Source organism: Streptomyces sparsus, assembly GCF_054776295.1.
Genome location: NZ_BAAHCA010000026.1, coordinates 1 through 18,138, shown reverse-complemented (window position 1 = coordinate 18,138; position 18,138 = coordinate 1). Strand labels below are relative to the sequence as shown.

22 protein-coding genes and 1 tRNA gene are annotated in these 18,138 nt (G+C 69.6%); 18 read left to right on the top strand and 5 right to left on the bottom strand.

From position 1 onward, the window contains the following. From ACYVE9_RS03825 to ACYVE9_RS03815, 3 genes are all read left to right on the top strand, one after another. The coding region (locus tag ACYVE9_RS03825) for a S1C family serine protease (RefSeq protein WP_461026256.1) at window positions 1–1,165 on the top strand (1,165 nt) is incomplete at its 5' end. 350 nt (window positions 1,166–1,515) lie between these two features. Then, on the top strand, window positions 1,516–1,974 hold the full coding sequence (locus ACYVE9_RS03820) for an STAS domain-containing protein (RefSeq protein ID WP_461026255.1): 459 nt from the start codon (window positions 1,516–1,518) through the stop codon (window positions 1,972–1,974). Between the two features lie 42 nt (window positions 1,975–2,016). Next, window positions 2,017–2,104 (top strand) — tRNA-Ser (locus tag ACYVE9_RS03815). Window positions 2,105–2,196: 92 nt separating this feature from the next. Here ACYVE9_RS03815 and ACYVE9_RS03810 read toward each other — a convergent pair. From ACYVE9_RS03810 to ACYVE9_RS03790, 5 genes are all read right to left on the bottom strand, one after another. Then, window positions 2,197–3,261 (bottom strand): HNH endonuclease, encoded by a 1,065-nt coding sequence (locus tag ACYVE9_RS03810; RefSeq protein ID WP_461026254.1) that lies wholly within the window; start codon window positions 3,259–3,261, stop codon window positions 2,197–2,199. A 94-nt stretch (window positions 3,262–3,355) separates the two neighbouring features. Then, window positions 3,356–3,880 carry a hypothetical protein gene (locus tag ACYVE9_RS03805; RefSeq protein ID WP_461026253.1) on the bottom strand — a complete coding sequence of 175 codons (525 nt, stop codon included), beginning with the start codon at window positions 3,878–3,880 and terminating at the stop codon, window positions 3,356–3,358. 139 nt (window positions 3,881–4,019) lie between these two features. Then, on the bottom strand, window positions 4,020–4,604 hold the full coding sequence (locus ACYVE9_RS03800) for a hypothetical protein (RefSeq protein WP_461026252.1): 585 nt from the start codon (window positions 4,602–4,604) through the stop codon (window positions 4,020–4,022). A gap of 592 nt (window positions 4,605–5,196) precedes the next feature. Further along, window positions 5,197–6,414 carry a helix-turn-helix domain-containing protein gene (locus ACYVE9_RS03795; RefSeq protein ID WP_461026251.1) on the bottom strand — a complete coding sequence of 406 codons (1,218 nt, stop codon included), beginning with the start codon at window positions 6,412–6,414 and terminating at the stop codon, window positions 5,197–5,199. Further along, entirely contained in the window at window positions 6,411–6,731 is a 321-nt protein-coding gene (locus ACYVE9_RS03790) for a putative quinol monooxygenase (RefSeq protein ID WP_461026250.1), read from the bottom strand. Before ACYVE9_RS03790 ends, ACYVE9_RS03795 begins: the two co-directional genes overlap by 4 nt. 197 nt (window positions 6,732–6,928) lie before the next feature. Here ACYVE9_RS03790 and ACYVE9_RS03785 point away from each other — a divergent pair, with 197 nt between their 5' ends. From ACYVE9_RS03785 to ACYVE9_RS03715, 15 genes are all read left to right on the top strand, one after another. Continuing rightward, complete coding sequence (locus tag ACYVE9_RS03785; RefSeq protein WP_461026249.1) at window positions 6,929–7,279, top strand: SCO3933 family regulatory protein; 351 nt, start codon at window positions 6,929–6,931, stop codon at window positions 7,277–7,279. Window positions 7,280–7,282: 3 nt separating this feature from the next. Next, on the top strand, window positions 7,283–8,644 hold the full coding sequence (locus tag ACYVE9_RS03780) for an FtsK/SpoIIIE domain-containing protein (RefSeq protein WP_461026248.1): 1,362 nt from the start codon (window positions 7,283–7,285) through the stop codon (window positions 8,642–8,644). 88 nt (window positions 8,645–8,732) lie between these two features. Continuing rightward, a complete protein-coding gene (locus ACYVE9_RS03775) occupies window positions 8,733–8,960 on the top strand; it encodes a hypothetical protein (protein WP_461026247.1) in 228 nt (75 codons plus the stop codon). A gap of 23 nt (window positions 8,961–8,983) precedes the next feature. Beyond that, a complete protein-coding gene (locus ACYVE9_RS03770) occupies window positions 8,984–9,667 on the top strand; it encodes a DUF2637 domain-containing protein (RefSeq protein WP_461026246.1) in 684 nt (227 codons plus the stop codon). Between the two features lie 16 nt (window positions 9,668–9,683). After that, window positions 9,684–9,878: a mobile element transfer protein gene (locus tag ACYVE9_RS03765; RefSeq protein WP_461026245.1), complete on the top strand. Its 195-nt coding sequence runs from the start codon at window positions 9,684–9,686 to the stop codon at window positions 9,876–9,878. Between the two features lie 16 nt (window positions 9,879–9,894). Then, window positions 9,895–10,068, top strand: coding sequence for a hypothetical protein (locus ACYVE9_RS03760; RefSeq protein ID WP_461026244.1), 174 nt, complete (start codon window positions 9,895–9,897; stop codon window positions 10,066–10,068). A gap of 17 nt (window positions 10,069–10,085) precedes the next feature. Beyond that, the gene (locus ACYVE9_RS03755) at window positions 10,086–10,445 is read left to right on the top strand and encodes a SpdD-like protein (RefSeq protein ID WP_461026243.1); all 360 of its coding nucleotides are present in this window, start codon (window positions 10,086–10,088) and stop codon (window positions 10,443–10,445) included. Window positions 10,446–10,456: 11 nt separating this feature from the next. Further along, a complete protein-coding gene (locus tag ACYVE9_RS03750) occupies window positions 10,457–10,624 on the top strand; it encodes a hypothetical protein (protein WP_461026242.1) in 168 nt (55 codons plus the stop codon). Window positions 10,625–10,716: 92 nt separating this feature from the next. Further along, complete coding sequence (locus ACYVE9_RS03745; protein ID WP_461026241.1) at window positions 10,717–10,902, top strand: hypothetical protein; 186 nt, start codon at window positions 10,717–10,719, stop codon at window positions 10,900–10,902. After that, window positions 10,899–12,284: a replication initiator protein RepSA gene (gene repSA, locus ACYVE9_RS03740; protein WP_461026240.1), complete on the top strand. Its 1,386-nt coding sequence runs from the start codon at window positions 10,899–10,901 to the stop codon at window positions 12,282–12,284. Before ACYVE9_RS03745 ends, repSA begins: the two co-directional genes overlap by 4 nt. Window positions 12,285–12,286: 2 nt before the next feature. Beyond that, window positions 12,287–12,496: an excisionase family DNA-binding protein gene (locus ACYVE9_RS03735; protein WP_461026239.1), complete on the top strand. Its 210-nt coding sequence runs from the start codon at window positions 12,287–12,289 to the stop codon at window positions 12,494–12,496. Next, complete coding sequence (locus ACYVE9_RS03730) at window positions 12,496–13,674, top strand: tyrosine-type recombinase/integrase (RefSeq protein WP_461026238.1); 1,179 nt, start codon at window positions 12,496–12,498, stop codon at window positions 13,672–13,674. Before ACYVE9_RS03735 ends, ACYVE9_RS03730 begins: the two co-directional genes overlap by 1 nt. 408 nt (window positions 13,675–14,082) lie before the next feature. Next, window positions 14,083–14,679, top strand: coding sequence for a TIGR03086 family metal-binding protein (locus ACYVE9_RS03725; RefSeq protein WP_461026237.1), 597 nt, complete (start codon window positions 14,083–14,085; stop codon window positions 14,677–14,679). A gap of 796 nt (window positions 14,680–15,475) precedes the next feature. Then, on the top strand, window positions 15,476–16,027 hold the full coding sequence (locus tag ACYVE9_RS03720) for a SigE family RNA polymerase sigma factor (RefSeq protein ID WP_461026236.1): 552 nt from the start codon (window positions 15,476–15,478) through the stop codon (window positions 16,025–16,027). Between the two features lie 417 nt (window positions 16,028–16,444). Continuing rightward, on the top strand, window positions 16,445–18,097 hold the full coding sequence (locus tag ACYVE9_RS03715) for a long-chain fatty acid--CoA ligase (protein ID WP_461026235.1): 1,653 nt from the start codon (window positions 16,445–16,447) through the stop codon (window positions 18,095–18,097). The last annotated feature ends 41 nt before the right edge of the window (window positions 18,098–18,138 follow it).

Genomic DNA, 18,138 nt, shown 5'->3' with positions numbered 1-18,138 from the left:
TGGCCACGCGCAGCCCTGGGGCGCCCCGCCCCCGCCCCCGCGGCCCGGACGCAAACGCGGAGGCATGCTCGCCGGGTTGCTCGCCGCGGTCCTGATCGCGGGCGCCATCGGCGGCGGTGTCGGCTTCTGGGCGGCGGAGCGCAACACCTCGGCGTCCGAGACGGTCTCCGCGCCCAACAGCTCCGAAGCCGTGGACCGGGCCCCCGACTCCGTCGCCGGCATCGCCGAGAAGGCACTGCCCAGCGTCGTGACCATCCAGGCGAACGGCGGCAGCGGACAGTCCGGCGGAGGCACCGGCACCGGCTTCGTCTTCGACAAGCAGGGCCACATCCTCACCAACAACCACGTCGTCGCCGGCGCCGCGGGCAACGGCGAGCTGACGGTCGTCTTCTCCAACGGCAAGAAGTACAGGGCCGAGGTCGTGGGCCGCGCCCAGGGGTACGACATCGCCGTCCTCAAACTGAGGAACGCCGGCGACGCGGAGTTGACGCCGCTGCCGCTGGGATCGTCCAAGGAGGTGGCGGTCGGCGACTCGACGATCGCGATCGGCGCGCCCTTCGGCCTCTCCGGGACCGTCACCACCGGCATCGTCAGCGCGCTCAACCGGCCGGTCGCCTCCAGCGACGGTGAGGGCTCCAAGGCCTCCTACATGAGTGCCCTCCAGACCGACGCCTCCATCAACCCCGGCAACTCCGGCGGTCCGCTGCTCAACTCGGACGGCGCCGTGATCGGCGTCAACTCCGCCATCCAGTCGGCGAGCGACGGCGGGCTCGGCGGCACGGCCGGCAGCATCGGCCTCGGTTTCGCCATCCCCGTCGACCAGGCCGAACGCGTCGCCAAGACGCTCATCGAGACCGGCGAGCCGGTGTACCCCATCATCGGCGCCACGGTGGACATGAAGCGCCAGGGCGACGGCGCCGTCATCTCACCCCAGGCGGTCGACGGCAGTGCGGCGGTCGTACCGGGCGGCCCGGCCGACGAGGCCGGCCTTGAACCGGGCGACGTCATCACCAAGCTCGACGGCAACAGGATCGACAGCGGTCCCACCCTGATCAGTGAGATCTGGACGCACGAACCGGGCGAGACGGTGGAGCTCACCTACCGGCGCGACGGCAAGCAGCAGACCACGGAGGTCACCCTCGGCAAGCGCGTAGGCGACGGCTGACGGCATCGGGTGCCGCGCCGGAGCACCGCAACGGTGATCCGCCGGCAGGCCCGAGTGGCGGTTCCGCGCACCCGTGAGGGACGCGGAACCGCCCGGACGTCCACCGACCCGCACCCGCGCGCCGCCGGCGCCCGTGCCGCTCTTTGCTCGTCACTTCCGCAATGCCGGGGCGGCCGGCGTTAATGCGGACGCCCGGCGATTACCTCGAACGTGGGAAAAGACCGCCACATGAACCGTTTTTCCGTTCGCCTGGAGGGCGTGCGGACGCCTACCCTCAAGGAGTGTCACTGTCACGCCAACGCCGGACTGCCGCATTAGCGCAGCCGCTGCCCGCCTCCCGCCGCCGGGGCATGCCGCCCGCACGAAGTGCCGCCGACCCGCCCCGAGGCGCCCCCGCGCGCAGCCCCGGCTCCGCCCTGCGCGTCCACCGCGTCGGTGACGTCACCGTGCTCGAACTGCACGGGGAGATCGACATCGCCGCATCCCACCGCTGCCTCTCGGAGTTCGACGCGGCCACCATGGCCCCCGGCGCCCACGTGGTGGTGGACCTGAGCCACGTCACCTTCTTCGACTGCTCCGGCCTCCGGCTGCTGTGCCGCGCCCACCGCCGGCAACTCGAGCACGGTGGCTCCCTCGGCATCGTCTGCGCCCAGCCCCTGACGCTGCGTGTGCTGCGCGCCGCCCGCCTCATGGGCGTGCTGCGCCCGGTCCCCACCCTCGAACAGGCCCTCCGCCCCGAGACGTGCCCCGAGCCGGACGCCCCGCCCGCCGCGCCCCAACGAACCGGGGCAGCGCGAGGTCGCCCGTAACGGCTACCCTGTCCCGGTGCCGACGCCCAGCGTGTCGGCCCGGGAGGTGTGCCCGAGCGGCCGAAGGGAACGGTCTTGAAAACCGTCGTGGCGTAACCCGTCACCGTGGGTTCAAATCCCACCGCCTCCGCAGGTGAACGGCCCCCGACCTGGGTTTATGGTCGGGGGCCGTTCTTGTGTCCAGGGGCCGTGGCTGCCCGGTGTTCCCCCCTGTTTCCCGCCCTATCGGGCACGGGTGGGGCACGGAACATGCTCGTCGGCCGGACTGCGCTGGTGTCCAACGGTCCCGTTCACTCCCTGACGCTGTGCGATGGATGCTCGCAGTTCTGCGGGGGTCGGCCAGGGGGCACGCCGGTGGATCATGCGGTGGCAGTTGGCGCAGATGAGTGCGAGATCGTTGAGCTTGGTGCGGCCTTCTCCTGCTTCGTGCAGTGGGACGACGTGGTGGCACTCGATGTATCCGGCACCGCGGTCGCCGTAGACTTTCTCGAAGTCGAAACCGCACGCCTCACAGGCGAGCTGTCCGCCGCGCCGAAGAACGGAAGCGACCTTCTTCTTGCGCAGTGCCTTGTTCCGTTCGCGTGCCCTGTGCCGGCGCATCAGGAGTCGTCCTTCGGGTGCGCTGTAGTCGTCGTCGAACTCCTCGTCCTGCGTCGGGGCAAGGGACCTAAGTTCGCCCGTTGCGATGCCCTGGCGGATGAGTCGTGCGGCCTCGGTCATCTCCTGCGGCCGGGCAAGGAACTCGTGCAGCACCGCGACGTCGAGAGCGCCGCCGTTGGTGGGCTTGCCCTGGTAGTCCGGGTGCCGGGTAGCGATGTCGAACGTCTTGCGAGCGACACCGTTGGGGTTGCGGAACTTCTCGTTGCGCTCCGCTTCAGCGTGGATGGGAAGCAACTGGAGCAGGGTAGACAGCTCCACCACCCGGCCATCCTTGGCGTCCAGCCCCTTCCAGTCATTCTGCATCACCAGGTGGCAGGCAAGGATGATCTCGTCCCGGGCCCAGTCAGGGTTGTTGATCTCCTTGACCTGGAAACCCACTCGCTTGAGCCATGCCGCGGCGTGGTCCTTGCCCCCGCTGAACTCCTTCGGCCCTAGGGCCCGCCCCTGGTCCCACTTGTGCGCCACCCCAGCGATCGCCTTGGAGTCGTACTTGTTCCCCTCGTGAACCAAGACGTACGACTGTGCTTCCCCGAAGCCGTACTTCGTCAGGAAGGCTTCACGCCCCAACTCGTCGTGTTCGGCAACTGCCTTGAGCACGGACTCCCGTGTGATCGCTCCTGTACGCATGCCGGAATCCTACGGCTGAGCACCGACATCGCTGTCTATATGGGAAGAGACTAGGGTAGGGCTCTGGTCGCTTCAATCGTGTTGGCATCGAGGCCTACAGGCGCAATCGCAGTTTGTGCTTGGCGTAGACCATCTTGCCGCCCGCGCGGCGTACGTATGCTCTGATCGGGTGCGATTCGTTCGGCCAGGTGGCTTGGCTTGTCGCAGCCAAGGAGACGACGTGATTAAAAGGGATAGCCCACATTCCTTCGCGGTGGGGCTCCAACACATACGGCATGGGTGTTTCGGTGATGGCGTCTCCAACGGGCTTGAAGCGCACACCCTTCGGCACATCGATACCAAAGTCCTGTAGTTCGACGCCGAGTCGACCATGGTTTACGACGTGGAGTGCGAGGATCGGTTGCGTGAAGCCCTGTTCCTCCAACGCGGTGAAGGTCTCATCCAGACTCTTCACGTTCTCCACCGGTACGGTGGTCGAACCGCCTCGGCCGAGAGCGCCGACTGCCATGCGAACCTGGATGCGCGGCCCATTGAGTAGGTACTGTGCCAACTGCCAGGTCAGGTTCCCGACAACGCCGCACATAGCGAGGATGCTGATGATAAAGCTGGCTACTGTCACTTGGCTATGATCGCACTGCCAAGAGCCGCAACTGCTCAGTGCCGCCGATTGGTTACAGGTCCCGCGGAGGCGCCCTGGGGCGGTGCTATCAGTAGCTCCACAAGCAGCTCTGTGATGGCTTGTGAGCCAGGGGGGTCCGTCATGCTGAGTCGGGGGCGACCTCTCGCCAGAGCCTCATGCAAGTGGGCGAGTCCTCTACGATTCCAACGACCGCTCCATAGGCTCGCCCGTCCGCGTGCTTGAACGAAAACTCGTGTGAACAGTTTGCAGCATCCGTCAACGCCTTGTGAATGGTCAGCTCGGTAGACGGCACACCGTACTGGGTAGAGATCCGCGCCAACGCCACCCGGGCTGCGTCTTCTTCGGATATTACGTTGCCCCACTGATCGCCTGCGGAGCGCTCGCGGAACTTCCCAAATAGGTCTCTCACGGCGGCGTCAACTGCTGCTGCGCCTAGCCCACCTAGACCGCCCGCAGATACGTTTAGGATGAACTCGGCGAACGACGATGATGCCCCCCAGTTGTGGACGCCATGCCGACTGTTCAGGCTGCTCATGACGGGGTACTGTTCCCCGCTCAGCCACGTCAGGGATTCAAGCTGACTCGCCGTGTCCTCGACCGACATGTCGAGAGAGTCAAGCGCGATGATCCACGACGTCTCTGGCTCGCTCTGGGGATGCTCGGTTAGGTTCACGATCACCGTGGTGCTGCTGTAGGATCTCATACCTGTCCATTCAGTGAGTCTGTCCTGGCTGCTGTATCGGGAGCGTAGCTTCTGTACCCCGACGGCGGTGCACCTAGCGGAGCGCCCACGGCGGCCCCGGCCACATCGCGGCAGCAGCCCGCTCCCCCTGAGCCGTGGCCGGGCGGATGGTCCGCTCACGCTGGTGCATGCGTGACGGTGGCGGTACGGCGGTCGACCCATGCCGGCCGGTGCAGTCGGGCTGCTTGCCCCCGGCGGACTCCGCCCCTCCCGTAGCCCGCTTGTCCTTCGTCACCATGGCGCTGGTGGCAGTCGGCAGTGCGCGTGCCACGTAAACCGCCCAGCGATGCCGTCGCCCTCCCACTTCAAGACAGCTCTCGACCTGTCCCGGCCTGGTCTTTCGCCCCCCCTTTGTGGGCGCGGGCGGGCGACGACGTGCGCCCCCGGTGACGGAGGCATGGAGGGGGCGCGCGGCGGCGGCCGACCGGCGCCGCCGCGCTGTGCGCGGCACCTCTGATCTCTGCATCTGACTGCTTGCAGTTCCAGGAGGCCGGACACACCAGCGAGCGAAGCGAGCCCTTGATGAAGTAGGGAAACTCTTACCGCCTCGCCCTTAGGAGACGGCACACCGCTCGGCAAGTGCGGCAAGTTGCTCCGGCACTCGGTCGCCTGAGAGCTGCACCAGATCGCGTACAACTCCGCGTGACAGGTGGTGCGAGTGGATCTGCTCGGGTGCAAGCTCCTCGGCCGTCAACAGGGCGGCTGCGGCCTCACCGACGTGTCGCCGCTGCGCATGGGCTCGTGCCACGTCAAGCAGGAAACGTGACTGCCGCTCGGCGGAGAGACCGGACGCGTCCACATCTTCGGCAATGTCCAGCGCCAGGCCGGCGTCTCCAAGGTCAACGGCGGTGCTGACTGCGTGCAGCTCGACGTTCGTGGGGCCGAACTCGGTGTCGAAATCGTTGCGGTCCTCACCGAGTCGCTGTGCGATCGAGCGGGCCTGGCTGATGTGCTGGTGAGTTGCGGCCCGCTTGCCCTCACGTGCGTTGATCACGGCTAGCACGAGGTGCATCGCACCAAGGAGGGAAAGCTCCTGTGGCGGGCAGGTTGCCGCTTCCGCACGGGGCGTCAGCACGTCCACTGCGGCGGTCGCTGCGTGCTCGGCCTGGTCAGTGTGCTGCTGTCGGATGAAGGCGTGGGCCATGCGGAAAAGACTGGCCACGACCTCCAGGGGCTCACCGGCGAGTTCAGCGGCCTGGAGTGCGCGGTCCGCTGCCACCCATGCGGCATCAGCCTCGTCCTGCCGTACGAAGCTCGCTGCTGCGACCTGGTAGGCGCGTGCCCTCAGCCCGTGAAGCACGGCAAGGTCCTGAGTCGGCGTGGTCCGCACTGCGGCTTCGAGCGCGGGCAGGAGAGTTGAGATGCGCTCGCTCAGTGCGGCGTAGCTGGAGGCATGGGCCAGCTCCCACACTTCATCGACCTGGCGGCGGAAGTCGTCGGCAGTCATCGTGGGGCGGGACGACTCGGCACCAAACAGGGTGCCTAGAGCTGGATGCCCGGTCAAAGCAATGCGTAGGGCGTCCAGGTCGTTGCTGACCGGTTGGGGCTCCTCCTGCTCGGTCTCCGTCGCCGCGTCGGGGCGCACGTCACGCACGGACGCACCAAGGGCATCGGCAAGAGCCTGGAGCACAGACAGCCGCTCCACGGGCTGTACACCGCGCTCTACCTGGGAGACCCAACTTTCGGAGCGGTTCATGGCGGCAGCCAGGTCGGCTTGAGACATCCCGCGGCTTCGTCGCAGCTCCTTGATGCGCTGACCGGTGTCACTCACTGCGGCACCTCGGTGGGGTACTTGCCCGCGTAAGGGGTCATGCGGTCCACCTCGGTCGCTGCGACGTACTTCGATCGCTGCTCAAGGAAGTGCCGGACGTGGGGCTGCTGTTCGTGTGCCTCGAACGCCGCGTGGTTCTCGTACAGCTCGAAGAACACTCGCTGATCCGGCGCCCCTGCGACTTGGTGGCAGGCGTAGACGAGAGTCCCCGGCTCGCGCTCACGAATCGCGGCCGTGGTCTCACGCACCAGCGCGTCGAAGTCCTCGCCCGCACCGTCCTTGAGAGTGAAGCGGACAAAGAGCCCAAAATTGTTCATCTGTCCTCCTTTGTGTCACTGTCAGCATCGCAGAGGAAGAGAACTACTGCTAGTCGCAGTTTTTCTATTGACTCGCAGTTTCTCTGCGAGTAGCTTGGCGTTACTGCTCCACTACACCCAAGGTCGCCCCCGGGTAGTGCGCTCTCCGCCAAGATCACGACACTCCCCAGGGGCCTCCCACGAAGGGAAGTTTCATCATGCGTCAGATTCCTGTGGACACCAATGCGGCCACGGTGATGGTGGCTCAGCCGCCGCAGCCGAAGTTCGTCAACCGCAAGGCCGGTGAGGTGGCGGTGGACCGGGAGACCGGTGAGTCGTTGAAGACGGTGGATGTGCTGTTCGTGCTGAACGGGCAGGCTGAGGTGCTGAACGTGACCGTCACCGAGTCCGGCGTCTCCGGTGACCTCGTGGTCGGTACCCCGGTGGCGTTGACGGGTCTGGTGGCTCGGCCGTGGGAGAACGAGTTCAACGGCCAGAAGCGGCACGGGATCAGCTTCCGCGCCGTGGCGGTCACCGCCCTCGCGGCGGCCTCCACGCAGGCGGTCTGAGCCATGGACTCGCTGTTACTCCTCGCGCTGGTGGTCGGGGTGGCGGTGCTGCTGCGGTGGCGTCGCCCGGCCTGGTACTGGCTCGGCTTCGGCGCTGTGGGGGCGCTGGTTCGGGTGCTGCTGCGGTTCTCCTCGGTCATGGAAGCCTGCGGCCTCACCGTCGAGCCGTCCCGGGTCCGGCTGGCGTTCGCCCGGCTGACCGGCGGCACCGTCCCTGACCGGCGCATCCCGCGCATCCTGCGGTTGTCGGTCACCCGCACGGGGTTGGTGCTGCGGTTGCGGATGCGCCCGGGGCAGGACTCCTTCGACTACCTGGCCTCCACCGACCGGCTGCGCCACTCCTTCCGCATGCAGGGGGTGACCTGCCGGGAGGTCAAGGCCGGGGTGGTGGAGCTGCGGATGACTGGCTACGACGTTCTGCGCCGCGTCCACATGCCCGCCCGCATCCCTTCCGGGCTGTTGCGGGTGCCGGTGGCGTTGCGCTCGGACGGAACCGTGCACTACCGCGACTACCGCCAGGTCCCGCACGCGTTGAACATCGGCGCCACGCAGTCGGGCAAGTCGGTCTACCAACGGCGTCTCGTCGCTGAGCTGGCCCGGCAGCCCGTCGCCCTGGTGGGGATCGACTGCAAGCAGGGCGTGGAACTGGCGCCCCTGGCCCGCCGCCTGTCCGCTCTGGCCGCGACTCCGGACGATGCGCTGGGCGTGCTGGAAGTCCTGATCGCGCGGATGGAGGGGATCTACCAGACGATTCGGCGGGAGCAGCGGATCAGTGCGGACACGGCGGATGAGGACATCACCGCCGACATCTGGGGCCTGCCCGAGGACCTGCGTCCCGTCCCGGTGGTGCTGCTGGTCGATGAGGTGGCAGAGCTGGCCCTGTTCGCCAACGCGGCAGAGCGCAAGCGCCGGGACCGGATCATCACCGCCCTGGTGCGCCTGGTCCAGCTCGGCCGTGCGGCCGGCATGTACGTGGAGGTGTGCGGGCAGCGCTTCGGCTCGGACCTGGGGGATGGGATCACGTTGATGCGGGCCCAGCTCACCGGCCGCACGGCCCACCGCGTCAACGATCAAGCCTCCGCGAAGATGGCGTTCGCCGACATCTCCGAAGACGCCGTGCTGGCTACGACGATGATTCCCACCGACCGGCCCGGCACGGCCGTGGTCGGGGACCTCTCCGGCGGCTGGGTGCTGGTGCGCACCCCGCACACCACGCTGCGCGAAGCGGTCAACACTTGCAACGCCCACGCCGACCTCACGCCCGACCTGCCTGAGCTGGCCGCGTGGCGCCCGGACCTGCCCGCCCTCCCGGGTCCCGCTCCGGCCCCGGTGTCGCTGATCAAGCCCCGCCCCGCCACTGGCTGAACGATCCCCACCCTGCGGCTGGTGCGGCCCTCTCCGCGCCGAGTCCCTACCCCCGCCATGCCGAAATCCGAACCGAAAGGAGGCCGTCATGGCCACCGCCCGCAAGCCCACCCCGCGCAAGACGACACCCCGCAAACCGACCACGCCCAAGGCCACGCCCAAGCCTGCTGAGCCGGAGTGCACCCCGTGCCGGGGCTCCGGGTGGGTGTCGGAGAGCTACTGCGTCGGCCGCCGCAAGCGCCACGTGGGCGAGACGGACGTGCTCTGCGCCCGGTGCCTGGGCTCGGGCATCGACCCCACTCCCGACCGCTGGTGACGACCGTGAAAGGAGGCCCGACCATGACCCGTCCGCGCGTGGATGCCGTGCTCGTTCAGGCCGTGATCGCCGGGGCGCTGTCCTTCGCCCACCTTCACGACCTGGCTGCCGCTGCCGGGCAGACCGGCTGGAAAGCCTGGGCCTACCCGGTCTCGGTGGACCTGCTGCTGGTCGCTGCCTGGCACCGCATCCGCACCCTGCAAGCCGCGGGCACCTCGGCGCTGTCGGCCTGGTGCTGGTTTGTCATCGCCCTCACCGCCTCCCTCGGCGCCAACGTCGCCACCGCCGGACTCCTCGACCTGGGCGACGTCCCGGCCTGGCTGCGCATCCTCGTCGCCGGATGGCCCGCACTCGCCTTCTTCGGCGGCACCCTCCTCGCCCACACCACCCCCGACCCCACCCCGACCGAGACCCCGGCCCCTGAGCCGGAGACCCCGGCCACGGTCGTCGAACGCGAACCCCAGGCCGAGCCTGAACCGGTCGCGCCGCCCGAGCCCGCTCCTGCGCCCGAGCTGCCCGCACCCGTTCCGACGCCTGCTGGTGGTGTGCCGGCGCCTGCGGTGTCCCCGGCCTTGGTCGAGCACGCCCGCAAGCTCGCCGACGCCCACCACGCCGCCACCGGCAAGCCGATCGACCCCGACACCCTGCGCGCCCGCCTCGGCGTCCCCGCACCGCTGGCGGACGCCATCACCGCCCAACTCACCTAACCCGAGGAGACCTGGCATGCCCGCTCGTGACTTCTTCCACTCGGTCCAGCGCATCGGACCCGTGCAGATCGGGACCCACCGTGAACCGCGCACCGGACGCACCCGCCACGCCGCCGTGTGCACCAACGACCGCTGCGGCTGGTCCGCCGACTACGGCAACCGCTCCGCCGCCCAGCTCGCCGCCCGCACCCACCGCTGCCGCACCCACTGACCCGAACGGAATCGCCGTGACCATCGAGCTTCCCGCCCTCGTCCTCGTCGCCCTCCTGGGCTACTTCGGTATCCGCCTCTACCGCCCCCCGACCTGGCTGCTGGTCGTGCTCCTCCTGGGCGGCTTCCTCCTCGCCGACACCTTCATTGCCCCCGCCATCACCGGCGGCCTCACCACCGTCACCGACTGACCGAAGGGACACCCGCCGTGCTGAATCCGAAGTACCCCCGCAACCCGACCCCGACCGGCGCCCCGGTGCCGTTCCTCACCCCGACCGCCATCATCCCCAGCACCACCGCCCCGGCCCCGCCGCCGGGCCCGGTGGCCTGCTCCTGCCAGCACACCCCGGCACCCGCCCCGACCGTCCCGGCCGCTCCGCTTCGGGCCGGTCTGCGGGTCACGCCTGGGGCTGTGGTCGGCACGGTCGCTGCCGGGACGGCCGTGGTCCTGGTCGTCGGCACCGTGCTGGTCTCGCTGCTCCTGGCCGTCGCCCTCACCGCCACCTCCGTGGCCGTGTGCGCGGTCGTCCTGCGCTCCCTGCTCAACCCCCGACGCCACACCCGCTGAAAGGACACGCCATGGACAAGCCCGCCGACCCGACCGTCTTCGGCCCCGAGTACGACCCTGCCGACGACCCCCAGTCCCCGCGTAACTGGCGCTACCTCCCCACTCCCGCCGAGCTGCACGCCGCGCGTGAGGCCTTCCGCCAGAGCCTCGCTGAGGCAAAGGCAGACCGCCTGTTCTGACCGGCCCTCGGGGCGGCCCTGATACCGCCAAGCATCCGCCGCCCCGAAGGCTCCAGCCCCCATCCGACCCGAAGACCGAAGGGATACCCATCATGACCCAGCCCACCGCCCGGCGGCGGCACTGCCCGCACTGCGACGGCTTCCCCACCGTCCACATCACCACCGGCACCCGCCACCTCAACCACACCCGCGAGACCATCCCCGTCACCTGCCCGACCTGCCAGGGCACCGGCACCGTCCCCGTCGGTGTTCGTGCTGCGGTGGGGAGCCGCGCATGAGCCACACCGCCTCCCCGGCGGTCCTGGACCCGGTCACCCTCGGCGACATGCTGCGGGTGGCCGGGCAACCGGACTTCCACCGCTGGACCGACCAAGTCCGCCGCACCGGCGGCTGCGCCAACCCCATCCACCTCACCGGCTGGACCCTCACCAAAGACCGCACCACCGGCGAAACCCTCCACCACTACTCCACCGAGGGCGAGCCTGGTGGACGGCTGCGGGTGGCGTGCGGCAACCGGCGTGCCTCCCGCTGCCCCGCCTGCGCACGCACCTACGCCGCCGACACCTACCACCTCATCCGCGCAGGCCTGGCCGGAGACACCACCAAGGACGTGCCCGCCACCGTCCGCGACCACCCCCGCGTCTTCGCCACCCTCACCGCCCCCTCCTTCGGCCCCGTCCACAACCAGCCCGAAGCCGGCCGCTGCCGCTGCGGCCTCCAGCACACAGACGACGACCCGGACCTCGGCACACCGCTCGACCCGGACGGCTACGACTACACGGGCGCGGTGCTGTTCAACAACCACGCCGGGCAGCTCTGGCAGCGCTTCACCAACCGCCTCCGCCGCGAGATCGCCCACCGCGCCGGACTCACCCAAGCCGAGTTGAAGGAAGCCTGCCGCCTCTCCTACGGCAAGGTCGCCGAGTTCCAGCGACGCGGCGCCATCCACTTCCACGCCGTAATCCGCCTCGACGGACCCGACGGCCCCGACAGCCCGCCCCCCTCCTGGGCCCGCGTGAGGCTGCTGGAGGATGCGATCCGGGCCGCCACCCACCACCGCTACACCACCGTCACCGTCCCGGCCGCCACCGACCAACCACTGCGCGAACTGCGCTGGGGCACCCAACTCGACATCCGCCCCATCAAAGCCCTCGGCGCAGGTGAGGACCTCACCGAACAGGCCGTCGCCTCCTACGTGGCGAAGTACGCAACCAAAGCAGCCGAGAACACCGGCACCCTCGACCGGCGCATCGGCGAGATGGGCGAACTCGACCGCCACCAGGTGCCCGACCACACCCGCCGCCTCATCCGCGCCTGCCGCGACCTCGACAGCCTCTACCCCGACCGCAAGCTCTGGGCCTGGGCCCACATGCTCGGCTTCCGCGGCCACTTCTCCACCAAATCCCGCCGCTACTCCACCACCCTCGGCGCTCTCCGCCAGACCCGCGCCGACTACCGCGCCGCACAGCAAGCCCACGAACTCGGCCTCGAGGACATCGAGCCGGACACCGTGCTCGTCCTCGCCGACTGGCAGTACGCCGGCCACGGACACAGCCCCGGCGAATCCGCCCTCGCCGCCACCATCGCGCACGACCTCCAACTCAACCGCGACACCGCACGCGAAGCACTCACAGACGAACACACCAACGGGGAGTGGTGACCATGGACCGACTTCTCACTGTGCAACAGGTCGCCGAACGACTCGGCACGGGCGTCCGCTTCCCGCGCCGCTTGATCGAGGAACGCCGCATCACCTTTGTGAAGGTGGGCCGCCACGTCCGCATCCGCGAGAGCGTCGTAGAGGACTTCGTGAGTGCCAACACCGTGGAACCGATGCCCCTGCGCCCCACCGGCCTCAGGAGGGCTGCTTGATGGCTGGCAAGCGCAAGTCCCGGCGGAACTTCGGCCGCGTCCGCAAGCTGCCCTCTGGCCGGTTCCAAGCCCGGTACCCGGGGCCTGATGGCGTGCTGCGTCCAGCGGACCGAACATTCGCCACCTCGACGGATGCCGATCGCTGGCTTATGCGGAAGCGCATCGAGATCGAAGAGGGGCGCTGGCTTGACCCGGCCGAGGGGCAGACGACTGTATCCGACTGGTCTGCGCGCTGGCTCGCCGCCGTGTCACCGCAGCTCAAGCACAAAACGCAGGCGTCCTACCGGTCTCTCATCAACTCGCTGATCGATCCGGTGCTTGGTGATCGTGAGCTGTCCGGCCTCCGACCGATCACCATTGCCGAGTGGGTCGGCGGGATGAAGACTAGGGGGCTCAGCGCGTCGCGGATCAGACAGGCGTACAGGGTGCTGTCGCAGATCATGCGGTCGGCCGTCGACAACGACATGATCCCGCAGACGCCTTGCCGGGGCGTGAAGTTGCCTCGGATGCCGCAGACCGAGCCGCATATCCTCACTCCGCTCGAAGCCTCGCGGATCGTTCGGAGCGCAGCCAAGCCGCACGACCTGCTGATTGCCCTGCTCGCGTACGCGGGTCTGAGGGTAGGTGAGGCGTTCGCCCTCCGTCGCTCGGACATCGATGTCTCCGGCGGCCTCGTCCTCGTCGACGAGAACTTGGCCGAAGCCAATGGCGCCTTGGTCTTCGACACTCCCAAGTCACACCAGAAGCGGTTTCTCCGAGTGGGCCCGTCGCTCGCGAAGCGGCTCGGTCGGCATGTGGAGACTCTGCCTGATGGGGATGACGCCCTCTTGTTCACCACGCCAGGTGGTAAGCCGCTGCGCTACAACCAGTGGCGCAAGGCGTACTTCGACCCCGCGGTGACGGCGGCCGGCCTGACCGACGTGACCCCGCACGATCTCCGCGCCTCGCATGGAACGTGGGTCGCCGACCGGTACGGCGTTATGACTGCCGCGCACCGGTTGGGCCACTCGAACGCGAGCGTCACCACCCGGCACTACGCCCGTCCCGTCGCCGGTCGTGATGACCAGGTGGCCAACGCGGCCGACTCCTGGCTAAGCGGGCACGATCACGCCTCTGGGGCACGCAGCGGGCACGACGACGATGACGACGGCTCCGCCAGAGTGCTCGCACCCGTTTGACCTGCGGCGGAGCGGGCCCCTGGGCTGATCACCGAAAGATCTTGAAAACCGTCGTGAGGTAACCCCTCACCGTGGGTTCAAATCCCACCGCCTCCGCAGAGCGCAGCGTATGCGCAGGTCAGAAGGGGTTCTCCTCGGTCGAGGAGAACCCCTTCTGCGTGCGGCCTGTCTCAGGCTGTCGCGCCGGTATTCCACTGTCGACCAGCCTGTACGGCCAACCTGCGGTCGGCAGTGTCGGAGCCGAGAGCGGCCGTGCCGGAGCCGGACGTGGTGGCGTCGGCCGACCCTCCCCGGGTCTCGTGGGCGAGAGGCGGGCGATGAGTTTCGGTGGCGCGAGGGGTCTGCACAGGAGTAAGCGCCCGAATGGGGCCCGCGCCCGAGCGCGGGGCCCGGTGTGGAGGAGCCATCATGCCCGTACTTCTGGACCTGCGGCCGCCGGCCCGGCAGGTCACCGCGTTGCTCGCCGGAGTGACCGACGACCGGCTGAAGGACCCGACGCCCTGCCCCGACTACACGGTGAGCGACCTGCTGGCGCACCTGATGGGTCTGGCCGAGGCCTTCCGTGACGCCGGCCGGAAGCAGTTGGGGGCCACCACTGCCACCGATCCGGGCAGCGCGGGCACGGAACTGGATCCGCGCTGGCGGACCCTGCTGCCGCAGCGGCTGGACGAACTCGTCGAGGTGTGGCGGTCCTCCGGCGCCTGGCAGGGGGACACCCAGGCGGGCGGTGTGGCGTTGAGCGGGGAGGTGGCCGGGCTGGTGGCGGGCAACGAACTGGTCGTGCACGGCTGGGACCTGGCCGTCTCCACGGGGCAGCGGTACCAGGGCGACCCGACGTCGCTCCAGGCGTCGTACGACTTCCTGGCCCAGTCCACCGACCCCGTAGAGCGGGCCGGCGTCTTCGGCCCGGTCGTTCCGGTGCCGGACGGCGCGTCGCTGCTGAGCCGGGTCGTCGGCCTGTCCGGACGGTCCCCGGCCTGGACCCCGGCCGACGCCTCCTCCTGACGCCTGACGCCTGACGCCTTCGCCTGACGCCTTCGCCTGACGCCTCTGCCAGCCGTCCGCTCCTGACACGTCTGCCTGACGCCTTCGCCTGGCGGGCCGGAGGAGTCCGGGGCGGCCGGTGGGAGCGTGAGCCGTCGGTGTGGTCCGCGCCGGGGCGCGCTCCGCGTGAGCCGGAACGCTTCTGCCCTGTCCCGGCTGGCGGGAGGCCGGACGCTCCGGCGCACGGAGGCCACCCGGCAGATTCAGTGGTGAAGGACGTTTATCGACACATCGTCATTCGTGCGAGGGAATCCAGGCGATTCGGGTGGTTCGCCGGGGTTTTTCCGGGCAGCTTTGGACTCGCAACGACGTGCGCACCGTCCGAGCGGTCCGGCCAACTGCTCAGCGTGACAAACGAGTTCCAGTCCTGGAGGAATGTGATGGCAACAACCCGAACCACCCGGGTCCACGCCGCGGCGGTCGCCGTGCCGTCGGTCGCGGTGGTGTTCGGCGGGAATCACGGAGATCTGTGGTGACCGCGTAGGGCGAAGCCTTCGGGAGGGCTTGCGCCAAGGGGAAGGGTCAGGCCGTGCGGCCGTGCCATCCGGTGCGGTCGCACAGCCATGTCCGGTGCCCGGTTCCCCCGGCGGTGTTTGGTGGCCGGGCCCGGCCGTATGGGGGGCGCCCCTGACCCGCGGCGGGTGGCGTCTCCACCCAGGGGAGGTGTGGTGCGCCCCGGCCGTACACCCTGAGGCGGAGAACGCTCGGCACCTCCGGCCGATCCGCTGGGGGCCCGCTCACTCCTAGCGTAAGTGCCATGACCACGCCTGGGACCACCGCCACCGTGACGCCGCTCGTGACGCCGTTGACGTTCACGTCGTACGTGCAGGCACGCGGTCCGGTGCTGCTGCGCACCGCGCGCTCCCTCACCGCCAATCCGTGCGACGCCGAGGACCTGCTCCAGACGGCACTCACCAAGACCTACCTGGCCTGGGAGCGCATCGAGGACCACAGGGCACTCGACGGCTACGTGCGCCGGGCCCTGGTGAACACCCGCACCTCGCAGTGGCGCAAGCGCAAGGTCGACGAGTACTCCTGCGACGAACTGCCGGAACCGGACCCGGTGCCCGGCCCCGACCCGGCCGAGCAGCAGGCCGTACGGGACGCCATGTGGCGGGCGATACTCAAGCTTCCCGCCCGGCAGCGGGCCATGGTCGTGCTGCGCTACTACGAGGACCTCAGCGAGGCCCAGACAGCCGAGGTGCTCGGCGTCTCGGTCGGCACCGTGAAGAGTGCCGTCTCCCGGGCCTTGGCCAAGTTGCGCGCCGACGCCCAGCTGGCGGCCGACACGACGGGCGTCGCAGCCTGACGGACACGCCCCGACGGAACACACCTCGACGGACCACGTCCCGACGACCCGGGCCAGTTGCACCCCGCGACGCACCCCTCGACGCACCCTGCGACGCGGCGCCGGCGCGTCACCGGCCGTGCGCCCGCCCTCGTACGCACCGGTCATGCGCCTTCGTGCGGCACTCGCGCTCCACCACCATCCCCGCGCCCCCGTCACGCGCCCTGCGGGCCGGCGCGCGGACCGGGGGCGCGGGGCGGTCGAACCCCGGCTGACCGGGCGCGGGAGACCAGCCGTGCGAACCGTGACACGCCGGGTGCCGTCCGAAATGGTCGGCCCAAGCCCGTGACATACCGACTGGTCGGTGGCAGGCTGCCGAGTCAGCCACGCGTTGCGCACGCGTAACGCTTCCGCATTCCTTACCTCGGGAGGCCACCGGTGCTGAGCACGATGCAGGACGTACCGCTCACCGTCAGCCGCATCCTCACCCACGGCGCCACGGTGCACGGCGCGGCACAGGTCATCACCTGGACCGGGGAGGACGAGCCGCACCGGCGGACCTTCGCCGAGGTCGGGGCCCGTGCCGCCCAGCTGGCGAACGCCCTGCGCGACGAACTGGGCGTCACCGGCGACCAGCGCGTCGGCACACTGATGTGGAACAACGCCGAGCACGTCGAGGCGTACCTCGCCATCCCGTCGATGGGCGCCGTGCTGCACACCCTCAACCTGAGGCTGCCACCCGCCCAGCTCGCCTGGGTCATCGAGCACGCCGCGGACCGGGTCGTGCTCGTCAACGCGACGCTGCTGCCGCTGCTCGTGCCCCTGCTCCCCAAGCTGTCCTCCGTCGAGCACGTGGTGGTGGCCGGCGTCGGCGACCGGTCGGCGCTCGCCGACGCGGGCGTGCGGGTCCACGACTACGAGGAGCTGATCGCCGGCCGTCCCGCCACCTACGACTGGCCGGAGCTGGACGAGCGCACCGCCGCGTCCCTCTGCTACACCTCCGGCACCACCGGGGACCCCAAGGGCGTGCTGTTCAGCCACCGCTCGATCTACCTGCACGCCATGCAGGTCAACTCCTCCGAGGCGTTCGGCATGACGGGAGACGACATCGCCATGCCGGTGGTGCCGATGTTCCACGTGAACGCCTGGGGTCTGCCGCACGCCGCCTACATGGCCGGCACGTCCATGCTGATGACGGACCGCTTCCTCCAGCCCGCGCCGATCGCCGACATGATCGCCAAGGTGCGTCCCACCCTCGGTGCCGCGGTCCCCACCATCTGGCAGGGCCTGCTGGCCGAACTGGACGCCAACCCGCGCGACACCTCGTCCCTGGACCGGGTCGTCATCGGCGGGTCGGCCTGTCCGCCCGCCCTGATGCGCGACTTCGAGGAGCGCCACCAGATCACCCTGGTGCACGCCTGGGGCATGACGGAGACGTCGCCGCTGGGCACGGTCGGCAACCCGCCCGCCGGTGTCACCGGCGAGGCCGCCTGGCCGTACCGCCTCAGCCAGGGCCGGTTCCCCGCGTCCGTCGAGGCACGGCTCGCCGCGCCGGACGGTACCTTCGCGCCCTGGGACGGCGAGACCACCGGTGAGCTGGAGGTCCGCGGCCCGTGGATCGCCGGCGCCTACTACGGCGGCGCCGGCTCCACCGAACCGCTGCGGCCGGAGGACAAGTTCAGCCCCGACGGCTGGCTGCGCACCGGTGACGTCGGCAAGATCTCCCCCGAGGGGTACCTGACACTCACCGACCGGGCCAAGGACGTCATCAAGTCCGGCGGCGAGTGGATCTCCTCGGTCGAGCTGGAAGGGCACCTGATGGCCCACCCCGACGTGGTCGAGGCCGCGGTGGTCGCGGTGCCGGACGAGAAGTGGGGCGAGCGGCCCCTGGCCACCGTCGTCCTGAAGGAAGGGGCGACGGCCGACTTCGCCGCGCTTCGGGAGTTCCTCGGGCAGTACGTCGCCGCCTGGCAGCTGCCGGAACGCTGGACGGTCATCGAGGAGGTGCCGAAGACCTCCGTCGGCAAGTTCGACAAGAAGGTGCTGCGGCGCCGGCACCCCGAGGGCGACCTGCCGGTGACGCAGATCTGAGCAAGCCGTCCGAGTGTCCCGTGCCGCCCGGCGCACCCGCG

Excerpts from the sequence above, each read along its gene's own strand:
- ACYVE9_RS03820 (WP_461026255.1), top strand. The coding sequence starts at position 1,516 with ATGCCGCCCGCACGAAGTGCCGCCGACCCGCCCCGAGGCGCCCCCGCG.
- ACYVE9_RS03810 (WP_461026254.1), bottom strand. The coding sequence starts at position 3,261 with ATGCGTACAGGAGCGATCACACGGGAGTCCGTGCTCAAGGCAGTTGCC.
- ACYVE9_RS03800 (WP_461026252.1), bottom strand. The coding sequence starts at position 4,604 with ATGAGATCCTACAGCAGCACCACGGTGATCGTGAACCTAACCGAGCAT.
- ACYVE9_RS03790 (WP_461026250.1), bottom strand. The coding sequence starts at position 6,731 with ATGAACAATTTTGGGCTCTTTGTCCGCTTCACTCTCAAGGACGGTGCG.
- ACYVE9_RS03785 (WP_461026249.1), top strand. The coding sequence starts at position 6,929 with ATGCGTCAGATTCCTGTGGACACCAATGCGGCCACGGTGATGGTGGCT.
- ACYVE9_RS03780 (WP_461026248.1), top strand. The coding sequence starts at position 7,283 with ATGGACTCGCTGTTACTCCTCGCGCTGGTGGTCGGGGTGGCGGTGCTG.
- ACYVE9_RS03775 (WP_461026247.1), top strand. The coding sequence starts at position 8,733 with ATGGCCACCGCCCGCAAGCCCACCCCGCGCAAGACGACACCCCGCAAA.
- ACYVE9_RS03770 (WP_461026246.1), top strand. The coding sequence starts at position 8,984 with ATGACCCGTCCGCGCGTGGATGCCGTGCTCGTTCAGGCCGTGATCGCC.
- ACYVE9_RS03765 (WP_461026245.1), top strand. The coding sequence starts at position 9,684 with ATGCCCGCTCGTGACTTCTTCCACTCGGTCCAGCGCATCGGACCCGTG.
- ACYVE9_RS03750 (WP_461026242.1), top strand. The coding sequence starts at position 10,457 with ATGGACAAGCCCGCCGACCCGACCGTCTTCGGCCCCGAGTACGACCCT.
- ACYVE9_RS03745 (WP_461026241.1), top strand. The coding sequence starts at position 10,717 with ATGACCCAGCCCACCGCCCGGCGGCGGCACTGCCCGCACTGCGACGGC.
- repSA (WP_461026240.1), top strand. The coding sequence starts at position 10,899 with ATGAGCCACACCGCCTCCCCGGCGGTCCTGGACCCGGTCACCCTCGGC.
- ACYVE9_RS03735 (WP_461026239.1), top strand. The coding sequence starts at position 12,287 with ATGGACCGACTTCTCACTGTGCAACAGGTCGCCGAACGACTCGGCACG.
- ACYVE9_RS03730 (WP_461026238.1), top strand. The coding sequence starts at position 12,496 with ATGGCTGGCAAGCGCAAGTCCCGGCGGAACTTCGGCCGCGTCCGCAAG.
- ACYVE9_RS03725 (WP_461026237.1), top strand. The coding sequence starts at position 14,083 with ATGCCCGTACTTCTGGACCTGCGGCCGCCGGCCCGGCAGGTCACCGCG.
- ACYVE9_RS03720 (WP_461026236.1), top strand. The coding sequence starts at position 15,476 with ATGACCACGCCTGGGACCACCGCCACCGTGACGCCGCTCGTGACGCCG.